Below are 19,003 nucleotides of genomic sequence, written 5' to 3' on the forward strand. Positions count from 1 at the left end.
CGGCCTTCCGGATGTGGACAACGTCACTAACGGATTCGCGAGATTGCCTCATATGCCCTCTGACGCGACCAACTCCACGCGCGCCAGCCGCCGATGTCCAGCCGTTGGCTGTACTGCACCCTGGCGTCTTCAGGGTCGAAATCAATCCGTTGCACCAGCGCACTTCTAAGATGCTCACGTTCTCGCTCGGGCAATCGATCCAGGAGAGCAACCAATGCCGGGGCCGCGTCATTGCTGAGTCGTAACAAGTACTCGATGTCGAGCGCTTCCACGCTATCGGTTCGCGACGCATTGACCTCCACTATGATTCGCTCAGGGTTAATGAAGTTGAATACGGTCACAAAAACGCATGCCAACGCCAATGCGGGGAATAGAAACCGCTCGCGTCTTCCCTTTATCACGACCAGTAAGAACCACGCCAACGCCCCTGCCAGCCACAGCATGAACGCGGTCGTATAGAACCGTAATGTCGTGAGCCCGTACGCCGAAGTGTAAAGCGCCATACGATGCAGCGCGCTCGCCATGACAACGAAGACCAACGCCACCAGTATGGCCGTGAAGCTGTGCAGTGCGCGGCGCCCCCGGGGAGACGCATCTCGCCCCAGCCAATCGGCCACAAGCAACACACACAGTGCCAGCGCGGCCACGGCCACCAATTGAAAGAACCCTTCCCTTGCATACGTTGCATAACTCGGCCCGGATTCCGTCTGCACAACCGCATTTCCGCCAAAGAAATAAGGGATTTGCATCGCGATGAACGCGCCAAAGAGGGCGATGAGCGACCCCAATGGAATGAGAATGGCCAGGGCGTCAAGACGCACGCCCTGTAATGCCGATTCGGGCGACGACGCCATTTGCCGTTTCAGGAATGCGGCATACAAGTAACCCGCAGTCACCCATGAGGTAATTCCAATGGTAAACGCATGCTCGATGAGCACCTCCCAATTGAGGTGGAAGATCTCGCTGACCCACGCACGAAAGGCAGTGTCTGCAGAGGTGAATAACGCTCCGAATATCAAAAGCAGCGGGAACGAGATCAGCATCCCAATTGAGACACTCCATGCGTGTCGCCTCAGGAGCACTGATTGTGAGTCATCCATATCATTCCGAATGCCTCGGACTTGTCGCGGAACATCAGTGGTAACCATAGACGGCAGCCCGGCAACGACCCCCAGAGCGCCGTCTATGAGAGCCACCGCGTAGTTCAGGAATCCGGTGCGCAGCAGTGACTTCACGTCAGGCCGCAGAACAAGCGTCGCGCATAAAAGGAATATAACGGCAATATTCAGAAGCTTGAGCATGGGCGCGTCCCACCATGAAAGCATCACTCCAAACAAGGCGATGAGTGGAACACACCAGCGCCGGTTCTTGGGCATTATCGTATCCGAATCTCGCGACAGCACCCACACGGCTACGGCAAATGCCGCAGTCCACAAGGCTGCATTAAGCCCCCACGGCCCCACCTTCAACAATAGGTCGGCCAGAACTCCGAGTGCCGCCGCACATGCGAGCACCCGAAACACCCTATTCCAAAGCGGCTGCTTGTCCATGATTCCCCCTGTCTTTAGTGAAGCCAGTGTTCAGTCAACGCGCCCACGGCAATCGGTAACGCCTGCACCGCGCCGAACCGCCGTTGCCGCCGGCGAAACTCCGCCATTGCGGCAGCCAAATCGCCGGGGCCGAAGTCCGGCCACATCGTCGGCGTGAAGAAGAGTTCCGCGTAGGCGCACTCCCAGAGCAGGAAGTCGCTCAGCCGCTGCTCGCCGCCCGTGCGGATGAGAAGGTCCACGTCGCGATGGGCGCATCGCGCCGTTCCTTCACCGTTGAGCCGCTGCGCGAAATCGTCCCGAGTCAAGCCCCGCGTTCGAGCCAACCGTCGTGTCGCCGCAAGAATCGTGTCACGGGATGAGTAATCGAGGGCGATACGAAGCTCGATCGTGCGGCCCGCATGCGTCGCAGTCTCGGCAGCGGCTATGGCGTGGCGCAACGGCTCACCCAGACGCGCACGCGATCCGATTACACGCAATCGAACACCCTGTTCGATGCACGAGGCCCGCTCGGATTCAAGGAATTCCCCGATGAGGCCCAGCAGGTTTGCCACCTCCTCAGGAGGACGGCTCCAATTGTCCGAAGAGAAGGCGTACAGCGTGAGCAAGTCAATGCCGTGGCCGGGCGCAGCCTCCACAATACGGCGCACCGATGTGACGCCTGCGCGGTGCCCCTCCCAACGAGGCAGGCCTCGCGCTTCGGCCCAACGGCCGTTCCCGTCCATGATGATCGCTACGTGAAGGGAACTGCGCCCCGGTTGCGTAGATCGTGGTCCCATATCAGGCATCCTCTCGTTGTGTAAATTACTTTGCAATACAAAGTTTAATCCCAAAAAAAGAGAACGGGTTTCATCCTTCTCGCACGCGACGAATAAGCGCTTCCATATGGCTCAGGTGTTTTTCGAGCGCTTTCCGCCCCAGAGCCGTCAGTTGGAACTCGGTCTTTGGCACCCGCCCCTCAAAATGTTTTTTGCACGAGATATAGCCGGCGTCCTCCAGCTTGCGCGTATGAACGCTCAGATTCCCGTCGGTGGTCTTCAGAATACGCTTGAGGTCCGAAAAGGACATTGACGTATTGACGGCCAGCGCGCTCACGATTGCCAGGCGCAACCGCTCATGAATGATCCGGTCAAATTCCACCGCCTCGACGGGTTCGGTGGGACCGGAAGCCGCGCGCGTTTTCTTTGCCGTATTGTCTCTAGCCGCCATGTTTCCTCGCGATCAGCAGTCCGAAAAGGACATTGAGCCCGCCAAACCCCGCGGCCATCCACGCATCGCCCCAATGCGGAGGCGACACAAACGCCGCAATTCCGAATGCCATGAAGAAAGCACCCATGACCGGAAGTATTCGAACACTGAAGGCCCCGCCCGCCATGACCGCTGCACCGTAGAGAAGCAGCCACATGGGGGGCATCAGGGGATGCAGATTCAGGGGCGCAAACACAACGGTGAGAATCAACCCGCAACTCAAGGTCGGGAGCATCCCCAGCGCAAATCGCCGCGCGGGGCCCGCAAAGATGGACTCATCGATCCGGCGCGCCTTCAGGACCATTGTGACGACGCCAATTGCCATCGCAATAAACGCCGTCGCGAGCCATGCCGCCAGCCACAATTCAGGCGTGGACATCACCAAGGCAACACCCGTGCCTGCAAACGCCACACACCCCATGGCGACCGTACCCCAACCGGGAAACGCGGTAAACGACGTCGATCGCTCCATGGTCTCGCGGATGAAACGCAAATTGTCCATCGCATGCACGTGCAACTGCACAGGCTCGGAAGACGGTTCGTGTCGTGTCGGCTGCGCTGCACTCATACGAGAAGTTTACCGGTATTGCACGTAGATGTCAAGTACTTTGCGCCGCCAAGCATGTTGCGCGTGACCCGCCTGGCAGCACGCGTATCCGTACGCTTACGTCACAAAAATTGCGGGGTGGCAAAGGCTATCGCCTTCCGCCACCCCGCACCCTGTCGCGCTAACCCGCCTCGGCTACGCCTGGAATCCCCTGCGTCTCCGTGCGCGAATGAATACTCCAGTCCCTACGCACAACAGCACTACCAGAGTTGACGCGTAGCCCACGGGAACCGAATCCATCGGCGTACTTGAGTTCAAATACGGATCGGAGCCAGCCAGATTCTCCTCGGAATCGGAGAATCCATCTGCGTCCGAATCCAGGTCTAGCAGATTCGGGATCAGGTCGCCATCCGGATCGCCCACCCCTTCAACGCTGTCCAGGATTCCGTCGCCGTCGTCATCCGAATCCACGTCATTCCGCTGCCCGTCATTGTCCCTGTCGAACAGGAACGAATCGGACGTGTCCACTATGCTATCCCCATCGTCGTCGGTGTCGGATACATTGGCCGTTCCGTCGTTATCTGTGTCTAGAAGGCTCGGATCGCTATTATCCAGCACACCGTCGGAGTCATCGTCAGGATCGGTGTCGTTGACGATACCGTCATCGTCTGTATCCAGGGGGAACGAGTCGGAGCCATCCAGAACTCCGTCATTATCGTCATCCGTATCGATATCGTCCGTGGTACCGTCTCCGTCTGTGTCTACCGGACCGCCAATCCCATACAGCGAGAAGTGGTCAACCTTAAAGGTAATCGTGTTCAGATCCGTGTCGTGCGCCAGAATGTCTCCTGGCGGAATGGGTTCATACTTCAATGTGCCCGAGTTGTACAGGTATACCGTCAGCGTCGCCTCGCTCGCCCCATTCAACTCCGCTTCTGTATAGGCGATGGTCACGGACAGCGGCGGAGAGAATGTCGTTCCATCGGGGCCAAAGTCGCGTACGATGGTCATCTTGTCCACACCTGCGGGCAATTGCTCGGGAGGAACCGGATCCGTGGGTGTGCTGATGCTTATCTCCTGCGGCACCGCCGGCGGAAAGTCGATGACCGTGTTTGCCGGAATGTCGACAACGGTGTTCGAAACATCACTCACAACCGTGTCATTGTCGGTTACCACATCGTTTACACCGTCGTTGCCTGCGCCGTTTTGATCGGCCGGCGCGGGCACACCCGGTACCAGCGTGGCCGCCTCCAGGCGCGCTGTGAAGATATCAAACGCGGAACCGTTTGCGCCGTGCGCCGAATCGTCGATGTACGCGATACGCGCACCGCCGCTGGATACCCGCGCGATGCCCTGATTACCCGCGGCGGGAATCACCGTCACCGAGCCGCTTCCGTCGGCGGGTGCATAGGCAATTTCGAAGTTGGTTGACCCAAAATTCGAGGTGTACGCATTAAATGTTCCCGTGACATCTTTGGAATAGATGACCGTCTCGCCATCTGGAGTAAGTACCGGTTGCACTTTGTAATCGGAGGTGGTATCAACGAACTTGAGTCGCGGATCGCCAAGGTCTATCGGTGCAGTCACAAGTCCGTTCAGCGTATCGAGCACGCGCGTCAGTGTCACCACGCTACGTGTGATCGCGCCGTCGTCCGAAGGGAAGTAAACGAGAGCAACCCGATCGCCGTCCGGTGTGAAGTGCGGTTCGGAAAAGCCCTCTCCCGTGTTGAACGCGATATTCGTGATTCGTGTCTTTTCGGTGATGCTCTCCAGAAGTCCCTGTTCCGATATGGACAATGACTCAATGTTCCAATCGTCGCCCTTAGCGTACGCGATAAAATTGGTCCCTGAGCGATCGGTGATAGAGGGGGTGCCAATCTGAGCGATCGATCCAGAACTATTTAAAGTGACGCTCGGAGACAGGAGAGTCTCAACAAGGCGATCTCCATACACATCATGGATGTGCCAAAGCGATTGATCGCCATAACCCCACGCGATGCCCCGCTTGAATCCGCACGTACCCAGACTGACGGGAGCGGTCGAACCGTCGGCAGGCACGACATACCGCACATCAGGGCCGAAGTCCTCGAATGCTATCTTTGTGCCATCATGCGACCACTCAAGTTGGAATGGGGCCATCCCAGTGGTACCGGTGACGATCTTCGTGGCACCTGTAATGCTCAGTGTCTTTGCCGGATGCAGTTTGAAAGAAGCATTATCGATAGGACTGGTACCGTCTCGGAATTCAACCTTGTTCGCAATCCCATCTCCATCATAGTCATTGCTACCGTCGCTTACGCTATCGCCGCTATTGGACCCGCCATCGCCCGTGGTGTCCGGACTCATCGGGTCGAACGGATTCTGTACACCACCAGCCACACCATCCAGGTCTATCACCTCTTCTCGGTCCGTCAACCCATCCAGATCGGAGTCCTTTTGCTTCGGATTTGTTCCATACGTGTTGATTTCCTCGCCGTCTGTCAACCCGTCGCCATCCGGATCGGCCTTGACCGGGTTTGTATCCTCCGTGAATTCCTCAAGATTGGTTAGTCCGTCCACATCGGGATTCGCACCGGCATCGTTGCTCAGGTGATCGAGCAAATACTTCTTCTCCCACCAGTCCGGCATGCCATCGCTGTCCGTGTCCCGAGTCGCCGTGGACGGGTCAAGCTTCAGCGCGAACGTGTCTCCCGTAATCACACCGTCTCCGTTGAACGTTGTATCGTAGGCCCCCGGCGTCGTCGGAAAGTTCGAGGACCACGCCGTGCCGCCCGCATACACGAACCCGCCGGATACGGCAATGTGCGCGGAATAGTCCACGCCAAATCCGCCAATAAACGTGGAATACACCAACGATGTGAGCGACGAATTGATGCACGAGATGTAGCAGTCGTTGTCCCCACCGTTGAATGTTACGTCGTACGCACCCCGCGTCGTCGGATAGGCGGTTGAACGCGTCTCGCCGCCCCACCACACGTTGTCATTTTCGTCCACGACGCCACCCACGACGCCATCGGACTGTATCCCTCCTACGACCGTACTCGCGAGTACACTTGTGGCCGTCGAGTTGATCTTCACGACATACGCGTCATTGACTCCGTTGTACGTCTCATCAAAGGCTCCGGATGTCGTCGGAAAGTTGGCGCTCCGCGTGATGCCCAGACAGAACAGATCGCCGGTCGAGGCGGGCAATATGGACCAACCTACGTCGTTACCCGTTCCGCCCAGATACGAAGAAAAGACTAGGGCGGTCCCGCCGGCATTGATCTTCGTCAGATACACATCGCGCGCACCGCCACTGGTGGGCTGAAAGACTCCGCCAGTTACCGGAAAGTTTGTGCTGTCTGTTCTGCCCGTGACCAGCATTTCGCCCGATGGAAGCAGGGTCCCACCCAGAAGCAAGTCGTTTGACGACCCACCCACATACGTTAAATAAGAAAGCGCGTTGCCCGTCGGCGACAGTTTCCCCACCGCACCGTCATTGCCCCCAGCGTTAAGGGTCTGAAAGGCGCCTAAGGAAACCGGAAGGTCCGTTGAAGTGGTGTGCCCGCCAAAGTACACGTTGCCGGAACCATCCACTCCCAGGCAGGTGTTCTCCCAGGTCACATCGTCGCCGGACCCGCCCACAAACGTGCTGAAGACGAGGCTGGTTCCCGTCGGGTTGAGCTTGGCAATGTACCAGTCCCAGCCTCCGTTGATCGTGGTGTCAAAGGCCCCCGGCGTAACCGGAAAGTCCGACGATTCCGTGTAGCCGAAGCAGTAGATGTTGCCCAAGCTGTCAATTACTACCTTGTCCAACTCCTCGTCTCCCGAACCCCCAAGATAGGTCGAGAAAAGGACGTCGCCTGTCGCCGGATTGAGCTTGGTGATGAAACCATCTCCCACCCACGGCGACCCATTGTTGCCTGATCCTCCATGGTTCGTCGGCTGATACGCGCCGGCAGTCACGGGAAAGTCGGTCGAAAGCGTAATTCCATAGACCCACACGTATCCGGAAGAGTCGACCACAATACCCTGATTGACTTCTTCCGCGGATCCTCCCAGGAAGGTGCTCCAAGAAAGGGCGTCTGGATTCTGTGCGTATGCGATTATCGGTGAAAAAATCAGTGCTATGATCCAACTGCCCAATCGTACTTTTGGCTTCATTGCTACCTCCCCGCCGTTTGATGAAAAGTCATAGTCTTCCAAAGAAACCGCTATCAATCATGGGCCGAACGCAACGCCCATAAACTCAGAAGATGAGCCAAAGACAACCCTACTTGTCTTTACCGATATCGACACCAACCGAAGAGCCCCCCTGCAACGTATAGCGGGCCATAACTGGACCTATACCTGTGGGATCGCTCTTGTAACGGACATAGACGGGCGACTCCTGAATCACACCAATGGCTGTCAACAACTCAAGCTGTCCGCCGTCACCCATCCGCATATTCTCGACACCATCGTACTTGAAGCGAACGCGGTCCAATTTCGCGCCCTGGTCAAGCACAAGCGTCCTTTGAAGACCATCTTTCCCCGCCCGGCACTCCAGATCGATGCCGGGAAAGACGTCGTGATAGACAACGCCCCCATACCGCCGAATGTCTTTCAGCGCCTCTGGGTTCTCCCCGTTCGGGCGAACCACATTGGCCTTCCCCTTCTGCTCATCGATCCCTTCCAGGGAGGGATGCAGTTTTGCACCATCAAACTGGATGCGAACGACAAGTCCTACTCCGGTTCCTTGCTGCGAGTTCGGTCTATCTTCATCAGAGTCAGTGGCCCTTCCTCTAATCGGCGTCACATTGAGAACGATTTCAGAAGGAGTGAAGAACAGTACCGATCGTGTTCCTGGCATATAGAATTTGACAGGATCGGCAACCTGACCTTTGTTCTCAAGAACGGCGTGCGACGAAGTCGTGAAGCGGGCGAGTGAAGCTTGCGCGCTTGGAGGGACCTCTCCGGGGGATTGGGCGATTGCCACAGTTCCCGTCACGATCGCGCTCGTGATGGCGGCCAACCGCACGGCCCAAACGAAGGACCCGGGTTTGTGTAGAAACCGCGAATCGGGTAGCTCTGAAGAAAGCACGACACACCCTCCCTGTTCGACGCAGCCAGACAGCTCAAGACAAAGTTGCAGCCAACGTTACTAATATAGCAAAACTCGCGCCAAGAGTTAACGAGGATGGAAACGGGTGTTATTTGACTGATATACACTGACTTAATAGCTTTCGAGATAGAAGCCGCATCGATAGCCGAATGTCCAATTTCTGAAATTTGGACACGCATTGTCTGGAATTTAGGAATAATTTCTAGGTGATGAGAGCTGGATGACTGGAATGCGACGTCTACGGCGCTCGCGCCCCCGTGAGACTAAACAACGCCGCCGCCAGACCTGTACAGGTCCGGCGGCGGATGGTGTACGGTGTGCGAATCGGCCCTGAGGCCTGTCGCGGTCTCAGAAATAGAGACTATTTCGCCTCGATGGTTATCCCCGGCCACGTGTCGGTGCGGAAGGGAGAAGCGGGAAGTCCCGGCTTGTTGTAGAGGGTACAATCGGGATTGTCGCCCCAGCCGTAGCGTACCGCCACCGGCTTCGCGACATCGTCCGCCCAGACTACCACTTCATCGCCCTCGATCTTGGTGTTTGCCCACACGAACTTCTTGTCTTCACCGGCGACCGCAAAACCGCGTACCGGTTCTCCGCCATTGGCCATGAGACCGCCAAACGTATTCTTGAACTTCACGTGAACCTTGTTGCCGTCGACTCGCATGGATTCATAGGTCGGTCCGGAGTAAACGGCGCCTTCCAGGTGATACACGATCTCCCATGCGGCCTGAGTCAGCCGCGCACCAACGTCTTGCTTGTTCCGCGGATGAATGTCCTTCGCCTCGCCGATGTCGATAATGACCGCCTGCCCCGTATTCGCGAGCGAAAGGGTCATCGACTGCGCCTCGCGCAGTTCGGCCCAGGCGGATGGTGCATTTGCATCCGGATTTCGTTCCATGAAATTGGCAAGCTGGACAAACAGGAATGGAAACTCGTCCGAACCCCAATTCTTTCGCCAATCCTGAATCATCGCAGGGAACAGCTTGCGATACTGATAAGCCCGGCCCGCGTTGGACTCGCCCTGGTACCAGATCGCACCCCGAATCCCATACGGAATAAGCGGCTTGATCATGCCGTTGTACAATCCCGAAGTCCGGTGCGGATGAGCAGGCCCTGCCGGCTCGCCCGGTTTCTTCGGTTCCGCCTCGCCTTTCGCTTTCGCTTCATCCGCCGCTTTCTGCCACTCGGCCAACGCCGCATCGTACTGCTTCTTGGCTTCCGGATACTTCGCGATCGTATCGTCCCATCGCTTCACGATGACGTCGAGATCGGGGTCGGCCTCCAAGGTCGGACGGCTGGTCCACGCTTCTGCCGGCGTCCCGCCCCACGAGGAATCGATCAAGCCAACAGGCACTTTAAGGATCTCATTTAGCCTGCGGCCAAAAAAATACCCCACGGCCGAGAAATCCTTGACCGTCTCAGGCGAACACAATGCCCACGACCCCGAACACCCATCCAACGGCTCGCCGGAAACTTTCTTTGCCACCGTGAACAATCGCACCTCGGGATGGTTGGCCTCGGCGATTTCTTTCTCGGCATTGTTCACGAGCGAAACGGGCCATTCCATATTGGACTGCCCCGAGCACACCCACACCTCACCCACGAGCACATCGTGGATGACCGCCGTTGCCCGGCGAGACTTAATTGTCAAGTCGTAGGGACCTCCAGCCGTCATAGGCTCCAGAGCCACCTTCCACGCCCCAGTCTCGTCAGCACGCACGCTGGCAGACCTGGAGGCCAGCGTTACTTGGACCTTCGCTTTCGGTGCGGCCTTGCCCCACACCATGACCGGTTTCTGCTGTTGCACAACCATGTGGTCGCAGAACATTGACGGCAAAGTGATTTCAGTTGTCGCGGCTTTCGGCTGAAATGTGGCGCAGCCAGCGCCAAGCACGCATAAAGCAATGAGGATTCCCCGCATTTCCGTTCCCTTTCCCGGTTAAGGACGCGCGGGCCACGGCCCGCCACGCCAGTCAGAAGAGCATTGTATCGCTCTGCGGGCGGGTACGGTCAACTCGTTTCTTTGCCCGCGATGCCGCACGCGGTGTAGCATGTCCGCATGGGAGATTTCATAAAACGCGCATTCGATTCTCTTGAACGGGGACGCCGGTTCGTTACCCACGATATCTGGTACATCGGCCGTCCCGGCGAGCAGATTCCCCACGGATTCATCATCAAGCAGGTGCGCGTCATCATTTTGCTTATGCAAAACCTGCTCCAAGGCGCGCTGCTCCTGCGCGCCGCCGCGCTCACTTTCACAACAACGCTCTCCATAGTGCCGTTTTTGGCCATCATCTTCTTCGTGATCCAGGAACTGAACCTCGGAGCCGACATATCGAACTTCGTTGTCTCCATGCTCGAAGAGAGCCGAGCTCAACCGGTTGTGACCACTTTAGACTCCCAACCTCAGTCACTGTTGCCTTCTCAGGAAACCGGCGGCGAGAAGTCCGCGGATACCCTGGACCCCAACGAGCGAGCCGCCAAAATGCTCAACGAACGAGTTGCCAATATGCTCGTCGAGTGGGTCTTTCCCGAACTGAAGAACGAACTACCCAGCGACAAAGCCGCCGACCCCGTCGCATGGATCGTTCAGAGAGCTCAGCAAGGCGTGGATCTGCGCGCCATGGGAACCTTGGGCATATTCTTCGTCCTTGCCACGGTGTTTGGACTCATGTGGAATATTGAGTCGGCTTTCAATGCAATTTGGGGCCTGAAGTCCACCCGCTCCTGGTACCGCATCTTCAGCGATTACATGATGGTCGTGATCTTGCTCCCGTTCCTCGTGGCGGGCGTCTTGAGTGTCACCGCTGTGCTGACAAGCGGACCCCTGGCAGAACGCCTCGGAATCCTCGCCTACGGTCTTCGAGGCATTCAATACATCGTCATATGGCTTGCCTTTGCCGTGCTCTACGCGATGGTGCCCAACACAAAGGTGATGTGGCGCTACGCATTACTCGGAGGGGTCGTGGCGGGCACGATGTGGTGCCTCACCTCGTGGGCATACGTCGAACTCCAGATCGGCGTGAGCCGCAACAGCCTCATCTACTCAAGCTTCGTGCTATTCCCGCTCTTGCTCATGTGGATTCACATCAGTTGGATCATCCTGCTCTTCGGCGCCGAACTGACGTTCGCCTACCAGAACGAAAAGACCTTCGCGATGGAACGCCACGCCGCGGGCGCGAGCCACGCCTATCGCGAAGCCGTGGGACTCCGCGCGATGGTCGAAGTGTGCCGACGATTCGATGCCGGCGAACCCGGTATGTCCGTTTCGGAAGCGGCCGAAGACTGGAACGTCCCCACGCGCCTGATAAACCAGACCCTCGACCTGCTTGAAGATGCCGGACTCGTGCGCCGCTGCGGCACGGAGCCGGTGACCTACGCGCCCGCGCGCTCCATCCACAAGATCACCATCGGAGACGTCGTCCATTCGCTTCGCGAAGCCGGACGCGAACCTTCCGCGCTACGCCAGGATGAACTTCTGCGTCCCCTGTTGGAAGAGGTCTCCGCGGCGGAATCGGTACCCCTTCGTGCGAACATGTCCGACCTGATTCACCGGTTCAATCCGCCCTTGCCGCTTATCGCGCTGGATGATGAGGAAGCTCCCGAAGAACTCGAAGATCAATCCGGAAACACGCAACCGGTTTCATAACACTCGCCACTGACTCCAGGATGTCCGTGCCCGCCCATGCCCGCCCGTGTCAGTCCGTGTCAGTCCGTGTCAGTCCGTGCTGTGGCGTGGTCTCCTGACCGCGCCACTCTTACGACCGAAGGTCTCCACTGCGTCCGGCGCTCGTCCGTGTGCTCTCCCCTAAAACATCTCGCCCGCCGCCAGGCACTCGCACAGCTTCCCATAGACCTCTTTCACACGCAGCCGCGATAAATCTCCATCCAACGCGCGTAATATTCGACGGGCTAGTGACCCCTTCTGCGCAATACGATTCAAGGGAATCATAACCTCGGGGGACGCGTCGGTGAGCACGGACTCAAACAGGTGCTGCCACAGCTCACCGGCGGTGGCTGAAGCAGTATCCAATCCGAACGCACTCAGATAGTGCCGATTCGTGATCACCGCCGACTCCGCATCGCAAACTGCGGCCTGCAGGATCGCAAAGAGCGGTTCCACGTCCCACGTCTTCTGTTCCGCGTACGAAAGGAATCGCTCTTCACACAATGCACGCAACACGTCCGCGATTGCCGTCACTATGGCCAGATCGGCCTGCGGACATTCTTGAATGTCCAGCACGCGAATTTCGATCGTGTTGCGATCGAATCGCGCGATCGCTCCGCGCGCATTCAACCACTCCTCCTGCAACGTGCCCTCGGAATCATACGGCGCAATGTCCCGGTACATCCGCTGCAAGATCTCTCTCTCGTAGGCTTCGGGCGAGAACACCGCCTCCGGGATCACACGACCCGTCACCGAAGGCACTTTCGCGCAGTTGCCCCGGTACGCCTCCATGCGATTGTCTAGAAACTCGCCCGCCATCAGTTCGAACACAGGCGAACTTGCTGCCAACGCAGGCATAACCGGCATCAGCATGCGTATCGCCGCATGAAGCCGCCCAAACTCGTCCGCGTTCGCAAACGGCAGATTAAGATGCACGCTCTGCAGATTCGACCAGCCGTGCCCCTGACACCCGAAGATCCGGTCAAAAGCGTTGTAGATCTCCATGTTCTCGTGAGGCCACAGGCGCGTCTCCGTGAGCGGATCCATCCACGGATGCATCGCCGTCGGCATCAGCCGCGCGTTCAGCGGCTGGAGCAGACTGTCTATCTCGACAATCTGCTCCTGAAACGTCTTATACACGCCATCCAACGCGGAGACTGGATTCGTCGTCTTCAATTCCACGACGTGCAGCGCCAACTCGTTCGACCAGCTTAAGAGACCCCGATCGACCGATATTTCCGGACCGCTTTCGGCGCCTTCGCCCGCGGCAGCCGCCAGCAGGCGATCGGCAATCGGCAAAATCGAAAGCGTCTCGCGGTCGACGATCATGTACTCCAATTCGACGCCATAGCCCTTGAATAAATGCAGGCAAAGGGGAGAAGTCATTTTTCGGGTCTTGCTTCCGTGAGTTTCTCAAGGCGCCGCAGAAAGACCTCCATGACCTTGAGGTACAATTCGTCTTTCAGCACGCGATCCTCGAACCCGGCTTCAACGCTGGGGTTGTCGTTTACCTCGATGACGTATGTGCGCCGCCCGCTTTCCTTGAGATCGACGCCGTAGAATCCGTTTCCGATGAGTTTTGCCGCGCGCAACGCGGTGCTGACGACCTGCGCCGGCGCTTCGCTCACGGGCAGTGTGTCCACCTTGCCGTAGTGTTTCTTGCCGACCTGGTCCGTGCGTTGAATCTGCCAATGATTCTCGGCCATGTAGTACCGGCACACATACAGCGGTTTCCCGTCAAGTATCCCCACGCGCCAATCGTATGGCGTCGGCAAGAACTCCTGCGCCAACACCAAATCCGATTCCGACAACAGCTCTTCGACTTTGTCGTGAAGGCTTGCCTCGTCCGCCGCCTTATAGACTCCGAGCGAAAACGAGCTGTCGGGCTTTTTCAGAATGCACGGAAGACCTATTTTCGGAATGATGTCTTCGACATTGGCCTTGTGCACAATCAATGTCTTCGGGATGCGCACCCGGTGCAGATCGAGCAGTTCCGTCAAATACACTTTGTTGCCGCATTTGACGATAGAATCCGGATCGTCGATGACCACCATTCCCTCCGCAAATGCCCTGCGCGACCAACGGTAGGTGTGGTGATCAACAAGCGTCGTCTCGCGTATGAACAAGGCATCGTACTGCGGCAACGAACCGTAATCGTCTTTCTCCAGCAACTCCGCGTCCATGTCGAGTTCCCGCGCCGCCTTGATGAACTTGTTCAGCGCGCGTTCGTTCGAAGGCGGATCGGATTCTGTTGTGCTGTGGAGAATCGCGATGTCATAGCGCGATTGCGTACGCCATGTCGTTCCAGCACGATACCGACGGAAATAGTCCGTCGCGAGTTCGATGACGAACGGATGATGCGTCTCCGGAATCTCGTTAGCGGAAATAACGCGCAAACTGCGCAACTGCCACCCTTCATCTTCCGTGTGCACGAAGTTGGCGCGCATTAGCGGACACTGGAACAAACGGAAAATGTACCCGGCCAACTTATCGTAACGCTTGGCCACGTTGCGCCCGAAATAGATGCTCAGCGTGAATTCGTGGGAGTGAATGTGCTTCAGACTGTTCTGAATCAGCTCGTCCAGTTCGTCCGATGCCAGCCGGATGATGGCTGCCGTCTTGATGTCCTGAATCGTTTCGATGCTCGGCAGGGGCTTGTGCCCTCGCGCCGTCGCCAACAACGACACGTAGTACCCCGTGCTCTGATACCGGTACGTCCGGCACAGATTGAACACCCGCGCGCCCCGCAAGCGGTAGTACTTGGGGTCGGTCAGATAATCCCGCGCGGCAACGACTTCGCATCCCGAAATCTTCAGGGGCCAATTGCGGGGTTTGTTAACGACTATAAGAACCGACATTCAGCTCTTGTTGGCCTTTGGCTCGATGAGCAGCAAGTTTCCGTCGTAGGTCAGGACGCCCAGCAAGATAGCGCACAGCACCCGATCAATACTAACCGAATAGAAGTGATCCTTCGCAAACGGATTTGGTTCCAACGGATCGGCCACCAGCACTTCTCTGTGATCCGAATCGTACCCGCACAGGACCACAAAATGCCCTTGGGGATCCCCGCGAATATCGTCCCACTCGTTCTTCGGCCCGTATTCGCGCGGACACTGGTACAAATACGTCGAACTCAATCCCGTCAACACCGGTGTCGATTGAGTGAGGATTCGCTCCAGAAGGCTTACCGTCAGCTCCTCAAAGAGGACGCGCCCTCCAAGCTTCAATACATCGATGTACGCGCGCACCGCCTTCTTGCGCTTCTCCGAGCGCGAGTAATGCAGCCGGCTCTCCAACTTGTCAATCAGAGCGACCGGCGGAAGCGACTGCCACGTCGGATCGAATATGCGCAGGTTGTACGAATAGAGCGACACATCGTACCCCCGGCGCAACGCATGACCCGCCAACAGCGATGCCAGCGTGCCGCCTTCTTCCAGGCTGGGAGTCTCTTTGATGACCTGGTCGAGCTCTATATCGTCCCCAAAATAATGATATACAGCATGCAGACATGTCGGTCCGCATGTTGTGTCGTCGGGCTGCGGAAGTATTTCAAGATGCGTCGCGCTGTTCATCGCCTGATTCAGATATGTGTTCCATCCAAGTTATGCCACGCGATGGTGCGCACGGCCTAAGACAACTTGCTCCGTGGCCGGATCGAAATAAAGCGTGCGGCCTTGCTTGAATGCCTCGACCCCCATCCCGATAGCCACCATCGTCCTGTAAGACATCTCTTCATCACACACGCACTTCTCGCGCGTACGGATGCATCGAACCCAATTGTCGAAGTGCTCTTCCCGTTCGCCCGCGGGGAGCTCGATGCCCCGTTCCTGGCCAAACCGCGCTTGCACGTCCTTGCGAAATTCGTACTCGGCCTCGATGGTAAGGCCGCTTTCGGCTACGTACATCGTCGCCTCACGCCCACGAATGACCGCCGGCAACTCCCCTGCGCTTGCTGCCGACGACGCAAGAACCACCGTGCGGCTGTTGGGAAACTCGCAAGTTACCACAAACGAGTCCGGCGCCTCGCGACCATCCTGCGCATACACACCGCCCGCCGCCGACACGCGAACCGGGAACTCCGCCCCGAGGGCGACCATCAAACCGGCCAGCTTCTCGTAATGCTGATCGGTCGCGACGCCGCCGCTGTAGTCCCAATACTTGCGCCATCCCAAATATCGGTCTTCGGTGAATGGGCGCTTCTCCGCGGAACCCACGAATGCGTCCCAATCCAAAGTCGCCGGAGTCACATCGCGGAAATCCTGCGCTACCTGCGCCTGCGCCGCGCGTGGACGGTAATTCTCCTGACTCCACAGAATCGGTCCCAGCTTCCCCGACGCAACAATCTCATGCGCCGCATGCCACTGAGGCTCCGATGCCGATTGCGACCCGATCTGCACAACACGTTTTGTGGTGGCTGCGGCGTCCCTGAACGCCCTGGCCTCCTCGATGCTGTGCGCCATTGGCTTTTCGCAGTACACGTCCTTGCCTGACTGCATCGCCGCAATCGCGATAGGCGCATGCCAATGATCTGGCGTTGCGATTACGACCGCATCGATATCCGGACGTTCAACGAGATCCTGCCAGCGATGCAGCAGTTCTCCGCCGCTCGCGGCTTGTGCGCGCAGCTTGCGCGGCTCGAAGATGTCGCACACCGCCGCCACGCGGACGTTCAGCGACGCGCTCTTGGCCGTCGCTTCGCGAAGCAACTGCATACCGCGGTTGCCCATCCCAATGATGCCCAAGCGTATCCGGTCATTCGCGCCCAATGTGCGCGCGGCGGCCCTCGGCGCGCCTGCCGCAACACCCGCCGCCAACGCCGCCGAAAGCGAGATGAACTTCCGTCGCGTGATTCCGGTTTGCTTCATCGTATCCTCTACCAGACAACCGCACTCGGTCGCCGCCGACCTGTTTACTGCACGTAGTCAATCAACCCATCGGACCCATAGGTCCCATACGACCCATAGAGTCTTCTACTTACTTCTTAGCCGGAAGCGTCTTAATCCGCAGATTACGGAACTCCACCGAATCCGAATGGCTCTGCAGACCGATATACCCCTTTGCCGGGCGGTTATCTGCAGGCTTCTGCCATTCCTCTTTTACGGTGTCCTTCGTGAAGTCAGTGACCTTCACGTCATAGACTTCCTGGCCATTAAGGATGGTCTTGATTCGTGGGCCGTCGGCCATGACTTCAACCGTATTCCATTCGCCAAACGGTTTGTCGGCTTCCACCTTCACCGGTTGCACCGCGTACAACGAACACGCCCGCTGATACGGCGTCGGCCAACCAGGACGCAGCACCTGAATCTCAAATCCGTCAAACGCGGGATTGCCTACCTTGGGCGCGCGAATGCCAACACCCGAGTTGCCTTCGCCGGACACGCAACGGTATTCATAACGAAGAACGAAGTTGTCGTACTCTTCGTTTGTGAACATCCAATCGCCGCCCTCTTTCCCCGTCACGAGTATCTTGCCGTCTATTGCCTGATACGCTTCTTTGTTCGTGCCGCGAATCCACCAGCCATCGAGATTCTTGCCGTTAAACAGCGGAACAAATCCGTCCTTCGCCTCATCCGCCGTGAGAATCCCCTGCGCCACATAATCCGGTTTTTCCTGCGCCTGAACCATCGCCATGAACCCGAGCATAAGCGCAAAAACAACGACTGTTTTCTTCATACCAACCCCCTTGTGCCAATTGCCGGCCGTGTGCGCCATGCCGCGAATCAGAGACTCCGGCCCTTGCTTTCCAGCCGAATATGCCATTTTGAAGACTGGCGGCCCCACATCGCGAGGCCGCCAGTACGCAACTAACTCAATCCAAAATCCAAAATCTAAAATCCAAAATTCTTCACCTTAGGCTTTCCAACCCTCAAAATACGGCGCCTTCAACGACCAGCCATTCTGATACGGACGGTACGCCCACTCATTCGCGATCTTGACACCCTCGGCATCGCCGCCCGTGAACTTGACTGTCTTCGGGTCCCACTTCAACTTCGCGCCGCTGAGATACGCGCACTTACCCGTCAAGCAAATCAGCGCCGTGCGATACGCGACGTCGATATTGCAGATCGGCGCTTGGCGCGAACGCACGCAATCCGCGAAGTTTGCCCAGTGGCCATTGTTCATGTCGCCCTCGGCGGCGTCGTTCTTGAGAACAGGTTCGCACCCGCCGTTGTCGCGGAACGGGAACACCTGATAGCCCTTCCGGTCCACGCGCATGCTCCCCAACGTCCCGTGGAAGAAAATTCCATGTCCCGGGCTCTTCTCCACCCAATCCGGATTCCACGCGCGGTTCGAGAAGCTCAACGAATAGTCCTCGAACTCCCACACCACATCCAGCGTGTCCGGCGTTGTCCGGTTATCCTTCAACACGAAATTGCCGCCCGCGCCCGTGACCGTCTTGATGTCCTTATCCTGGCCCATGGCCCAAATCGCGATGTCGAGCAGGTGCGTGCCCCAGTCCGTGATCTTCCCGCCCGAATAATCCGTGAACCAGCGGAAATTGTAGATATACCGGTTCTTGTTGTACTCGACCTTCGGCGTCCAGCCAATGTATCGATCCCAATCCAACCAATCCGGCTTCGGGTCGGTCGGATTGCCAATGCCTTCCACCTTCGACCAGTCGTTGTTCCAGCACTCCACGCGCCCAACCTTGCCGATATACCCCTTCTGGATCATATCGACCGCTTCCTGGAAATACTTGCCGCTGCGCTGCATCGTGCCCGACTGATACACCTGCTTCGAAGACTTGATCTTGTCACGCAGCGTATTGGCCTCTTCGATGGTCGCGCACAAGGGCTTTTCGCAATACACGTCCTTGCCCGCGTCAATCGCCATCAACGTCGGCACCGTGTGCCAGTGATCCGGCGTAACGACCACGACCGCATCCACGTCCTTATCCGCAATGACTT

At 57.6% G+C, this 19,003-nt stretch carries 14 protein-coding genes; 1 reads left to right on the forward strand and 13 read right to left on the reverse strand.

Annotated elements, in window-relative coordinates; translation table 11 throughout:
- Positions 1-26 precede the first annotated feature (26 nt).
- The 7 genes from K1Y02_07270 to K1Y02_07300 form a co-directional block, all read right to left on the reverse strand.
- Positions 27-1,550: a DUF4173 domain-containing protein gene (locus K1Y02_07270; GenBank protein MBX7256147.1), complete on the reverse strand. Its 1,524-nt coding sequence runs from the start codon at positions 1,548-1,550 to the stop codon at positions 27-29.
- 14 nt (positions 1,551-1,564) lie between these two features.
- Entirely contained in the window at positions 1,565-2,335 is a 771-nt protein-coding gene (locus K1Y02_07275; GenBank protein MBX7256148.1) for a di-trans,poly-cis-decaprenylcistransferase, read from the reverse strand.
- Between the two features lie 61 nt (positions 2,336-2,396).
- Entirely contained in the window at positions 2,397-2,756 is a 360-nt protein-coding gene (locus K1Y02_07280; GenBank protein MBX7256149.1) for a transcriptional regulator, read from the reverse strand.
- On the reverse strand, positions 2,746-3,363 hold the full coding sequence (locus tag K1Y02_07285; GenBank protein MBX7256150.1) for a hypothetical protein: 618 nt from the start codon (positions 3,361-3,363) through the stop codon (positions 2,746-2,748). Before K1Y02_07285 ends, K1Y02_07280 begins: the two co-directional genes overlap by 11 nt.
- 174 nt (positions 3,364-3,537) lie before the next feature.
- A complete protein-coding gene (locus tag K1Y02_07290) occupies positions 3,538-7,488 on the reverse strand; it encodes a hypothetical protein (protein ID MBX7256151.1) in 3,951 nt (1,316 codons plus the stop codon).
- Between the two features lie 109 nt (positions 7,489-7,597).
- Positions 7,598-8,407, reverse strand: coding sequence for a hypothetical protein (locus tag K1Y02_07295; protein ID MBX7256152.1), 810 nt, complete (start codon positions 8,405-8,407; stop codon positions 7,598-7,600).
- A gap of 382 nt (positions 8,408-8,789) precedes the next feature.
- On the reverse strand, positions 8,790-10,256 hold the full coding sequence (locus K1Y02_07300) for a sialate O-acetylesterase (protein MBX7256153.1): 1,467 nt from the start codon (positions 10,254-10,256) through the stop codon (positions 8,790-8,792).
- A gap of 231 nt (positions 10,257-10,487) precedes the next feature.
- Between K1Y02_07300 and K1Y02_07305 the strand changes: the two genes are divergently transcribed.
- The gene (locus K1Y02_07305; protein MBX7256154.1) at positions 10,488-12,077 is read left to right on the forward strand and encodes a YihY family inner membrane protein; all 1,590 of its coding nucleotides are present in this window, start codon (positions 10,488-10,490) and stop codon (positions 12,075-12,077) included.
- A 159-nt stretch (positions 12,078-12,236) separates the two neighbouring features.
- Here K1Y02_07305 and K1Y02_07310 read toward each other — a convergent pair whose 3' ends face one another.
- The 6 genes from K1Y02_07310 to K1Y02_07335 form a co-directional block, all read right to left on the reverse strand.
- Complete coding sequence (locus K1Y02_07310) at positions 12,237-13,481, reverse strand: glutamate--cysteine ligase (protein MBX7256155.1); 1,245 nt, start codon at positions 13,479-13,481, stop codon at positions 12,237-12,239.
- Positions 13,478-14,953: a RimK family protein gene (locus K1Y02_07315; GenBank protein ID MBX7256156.1), complete on the reverse strand. Its 1,476-nt coding sequence runs from the start codon at positions 14,951-14,953 to the stop codon at positions 13,478-13,480. The genes K1Y02_07310 and K1Y02_07315 overlap by 4 nt, the downstream gene beginning before the upstream one ends.
- Complete coding sequence (locus K1Y02_07320) at positions 14,954-15,667, reverse strand: C39 family peptidase (protein MBX7256157.1); 714 nt, start codon at positions 15,665-15,667, stop codon at positions 14,954-14,956.
- 30 nt (positions 15,668-15,697) lie between these two features.
- Positions 15,698-16,960, reverse strand: coding sequence for a Gfo/Idh/MocA family oxidoreductase (locus K1Y02_07325; GenBank protein MBX7256158.1), 1,263 nt, complete (start codon positions 16,958-16,960; stop codon positions 15,698-15,700).
- Positions 16,961-17,069: 109 nt separating this feature from the next.
- The gene (locus K1Y02_07330; GenBank protein ID MBX7256159.1) at positions 17,070-17,768 is read right to left on the reverse strand and encodes a DUF1080 domain-containing protein; all 699 of its coding nucleotides are present in this window, start codon (positions 17,766-17,768) and stop codon (positions 17,070-17,072) included.
- A 177-nt stretch (positions 17,769-17,945) separates the two neighbouring features.
- Positions 17,946-19,003: Gfo/Idh/MocA family oxidoreductase (locus K1Y02_07335; protein MBX7256160.1), on the reverse strand; the 1,058-nt coding region annotated here is incomplete at its 5' end.

The sequence above is a fragment of the Candidatus Hydrogenedentota bacterium genome (assembly GCA_019695095.1).
In the GTDB taxonomy this organism is placed as follows: domain Bacteria; phylum Hydrogenedentota; class Hydrogenedentia; order Hydrogenedentales; family SLHB01; genus JAIBAQ01.

What these genes read in the sequence shown, in the direction of transcription:
- K1Y02_07270 (MBX7256147.1), bottom strand. Translation starts at nt 1,550, where the DNA reads ATGGACAAGCAGCCGCTTTGGAATAGGGTGTTTCGGGTGCTCGCATGT.
- K1Y02_07275 (MBX7256148.1), bottom strand. Translation starts at nt 2,335, where the DNA reads ATGCCTGATATGGGACCACGATCTACGCAACCGGGGCGCAGTTCCCTT.
- K1Y02_07280 (MBX7256149.1), bottom strand. Translation starts at nt 2,756, where the DNA reads ATGGCGGCTAGAGACAATACGGCAAAGAAAACGCGCGCGGCTTCCGGT.
- K1Y02_07285 (MBX7256150.1), bottom strand. Translation starts at nt 3,363, where the DNA reads ATGAGTGCAGCGCAGCCGACACGACACGAACCGTCTTCCGAGCCTGTG.
- K1Y02_07290 (MBX7256151.1), bottom strand. Translation starts at nt 7,488, where the DNA reads ATGAAGCCAAAAGTACGATTGGGCAGTTGGATCATAGCACTGATTTTT.
- K1Y02_07300 (MBX7256153.1), bottom strand. Translation starts at nt 10,256, where the DNA reads ATGTTCTGCGACCACATGGTTGTGCAACAGCAGAAACCGGTCATGGTG.
- K1Y02_07305 (MBX7256154.1), top strand. Translation starts at nt 10,488, where the DNA reads ATGGGAGATTTCATAAAACGCGCATTCGATTCTCTTGAACGGGGACGC.
- K1Y02_07310 (MBX7256155.1), bottom strand. Translation starts at nt 13,481, where the DNA reads ATGACTTCTCCCCTTTGCCTGCATTTATTCAAGGGCTATGGCGTCGAA.
- K1Y02_07315 (MBX7256156.1), bottom strand. Translation starts at nt 14,953, where the DNA reads ATGTCGGTTCTTATAGTCGTTAACAAACCCCGCAATTGGCCCCTGAAG.
- K1Y02_07320 (MBX7256157.1), bottom strand. Translation starts at nt 15,667, where the DNA reads ATGAACAGCGCGACGCATCTTGAAATACTTCCGCAGCCCGACGACACA.
- K1Y02_07325 (MBX7256158.1), bottom strand. Translation starts at nt 16,960, where the DNA reads ATGAAGCAAACCGGAATCACGCGACGGAAGTTCATCTCGCTTTCGGCG.
- K1Y02_07330 (MBX7256159.1), bottom strand. Translation starts at nt 17,768, where the DNA reads ATGAAGAAAACAGTCGTTGTTTTTGCGCTTATGCTCGGGTTCATGGCG.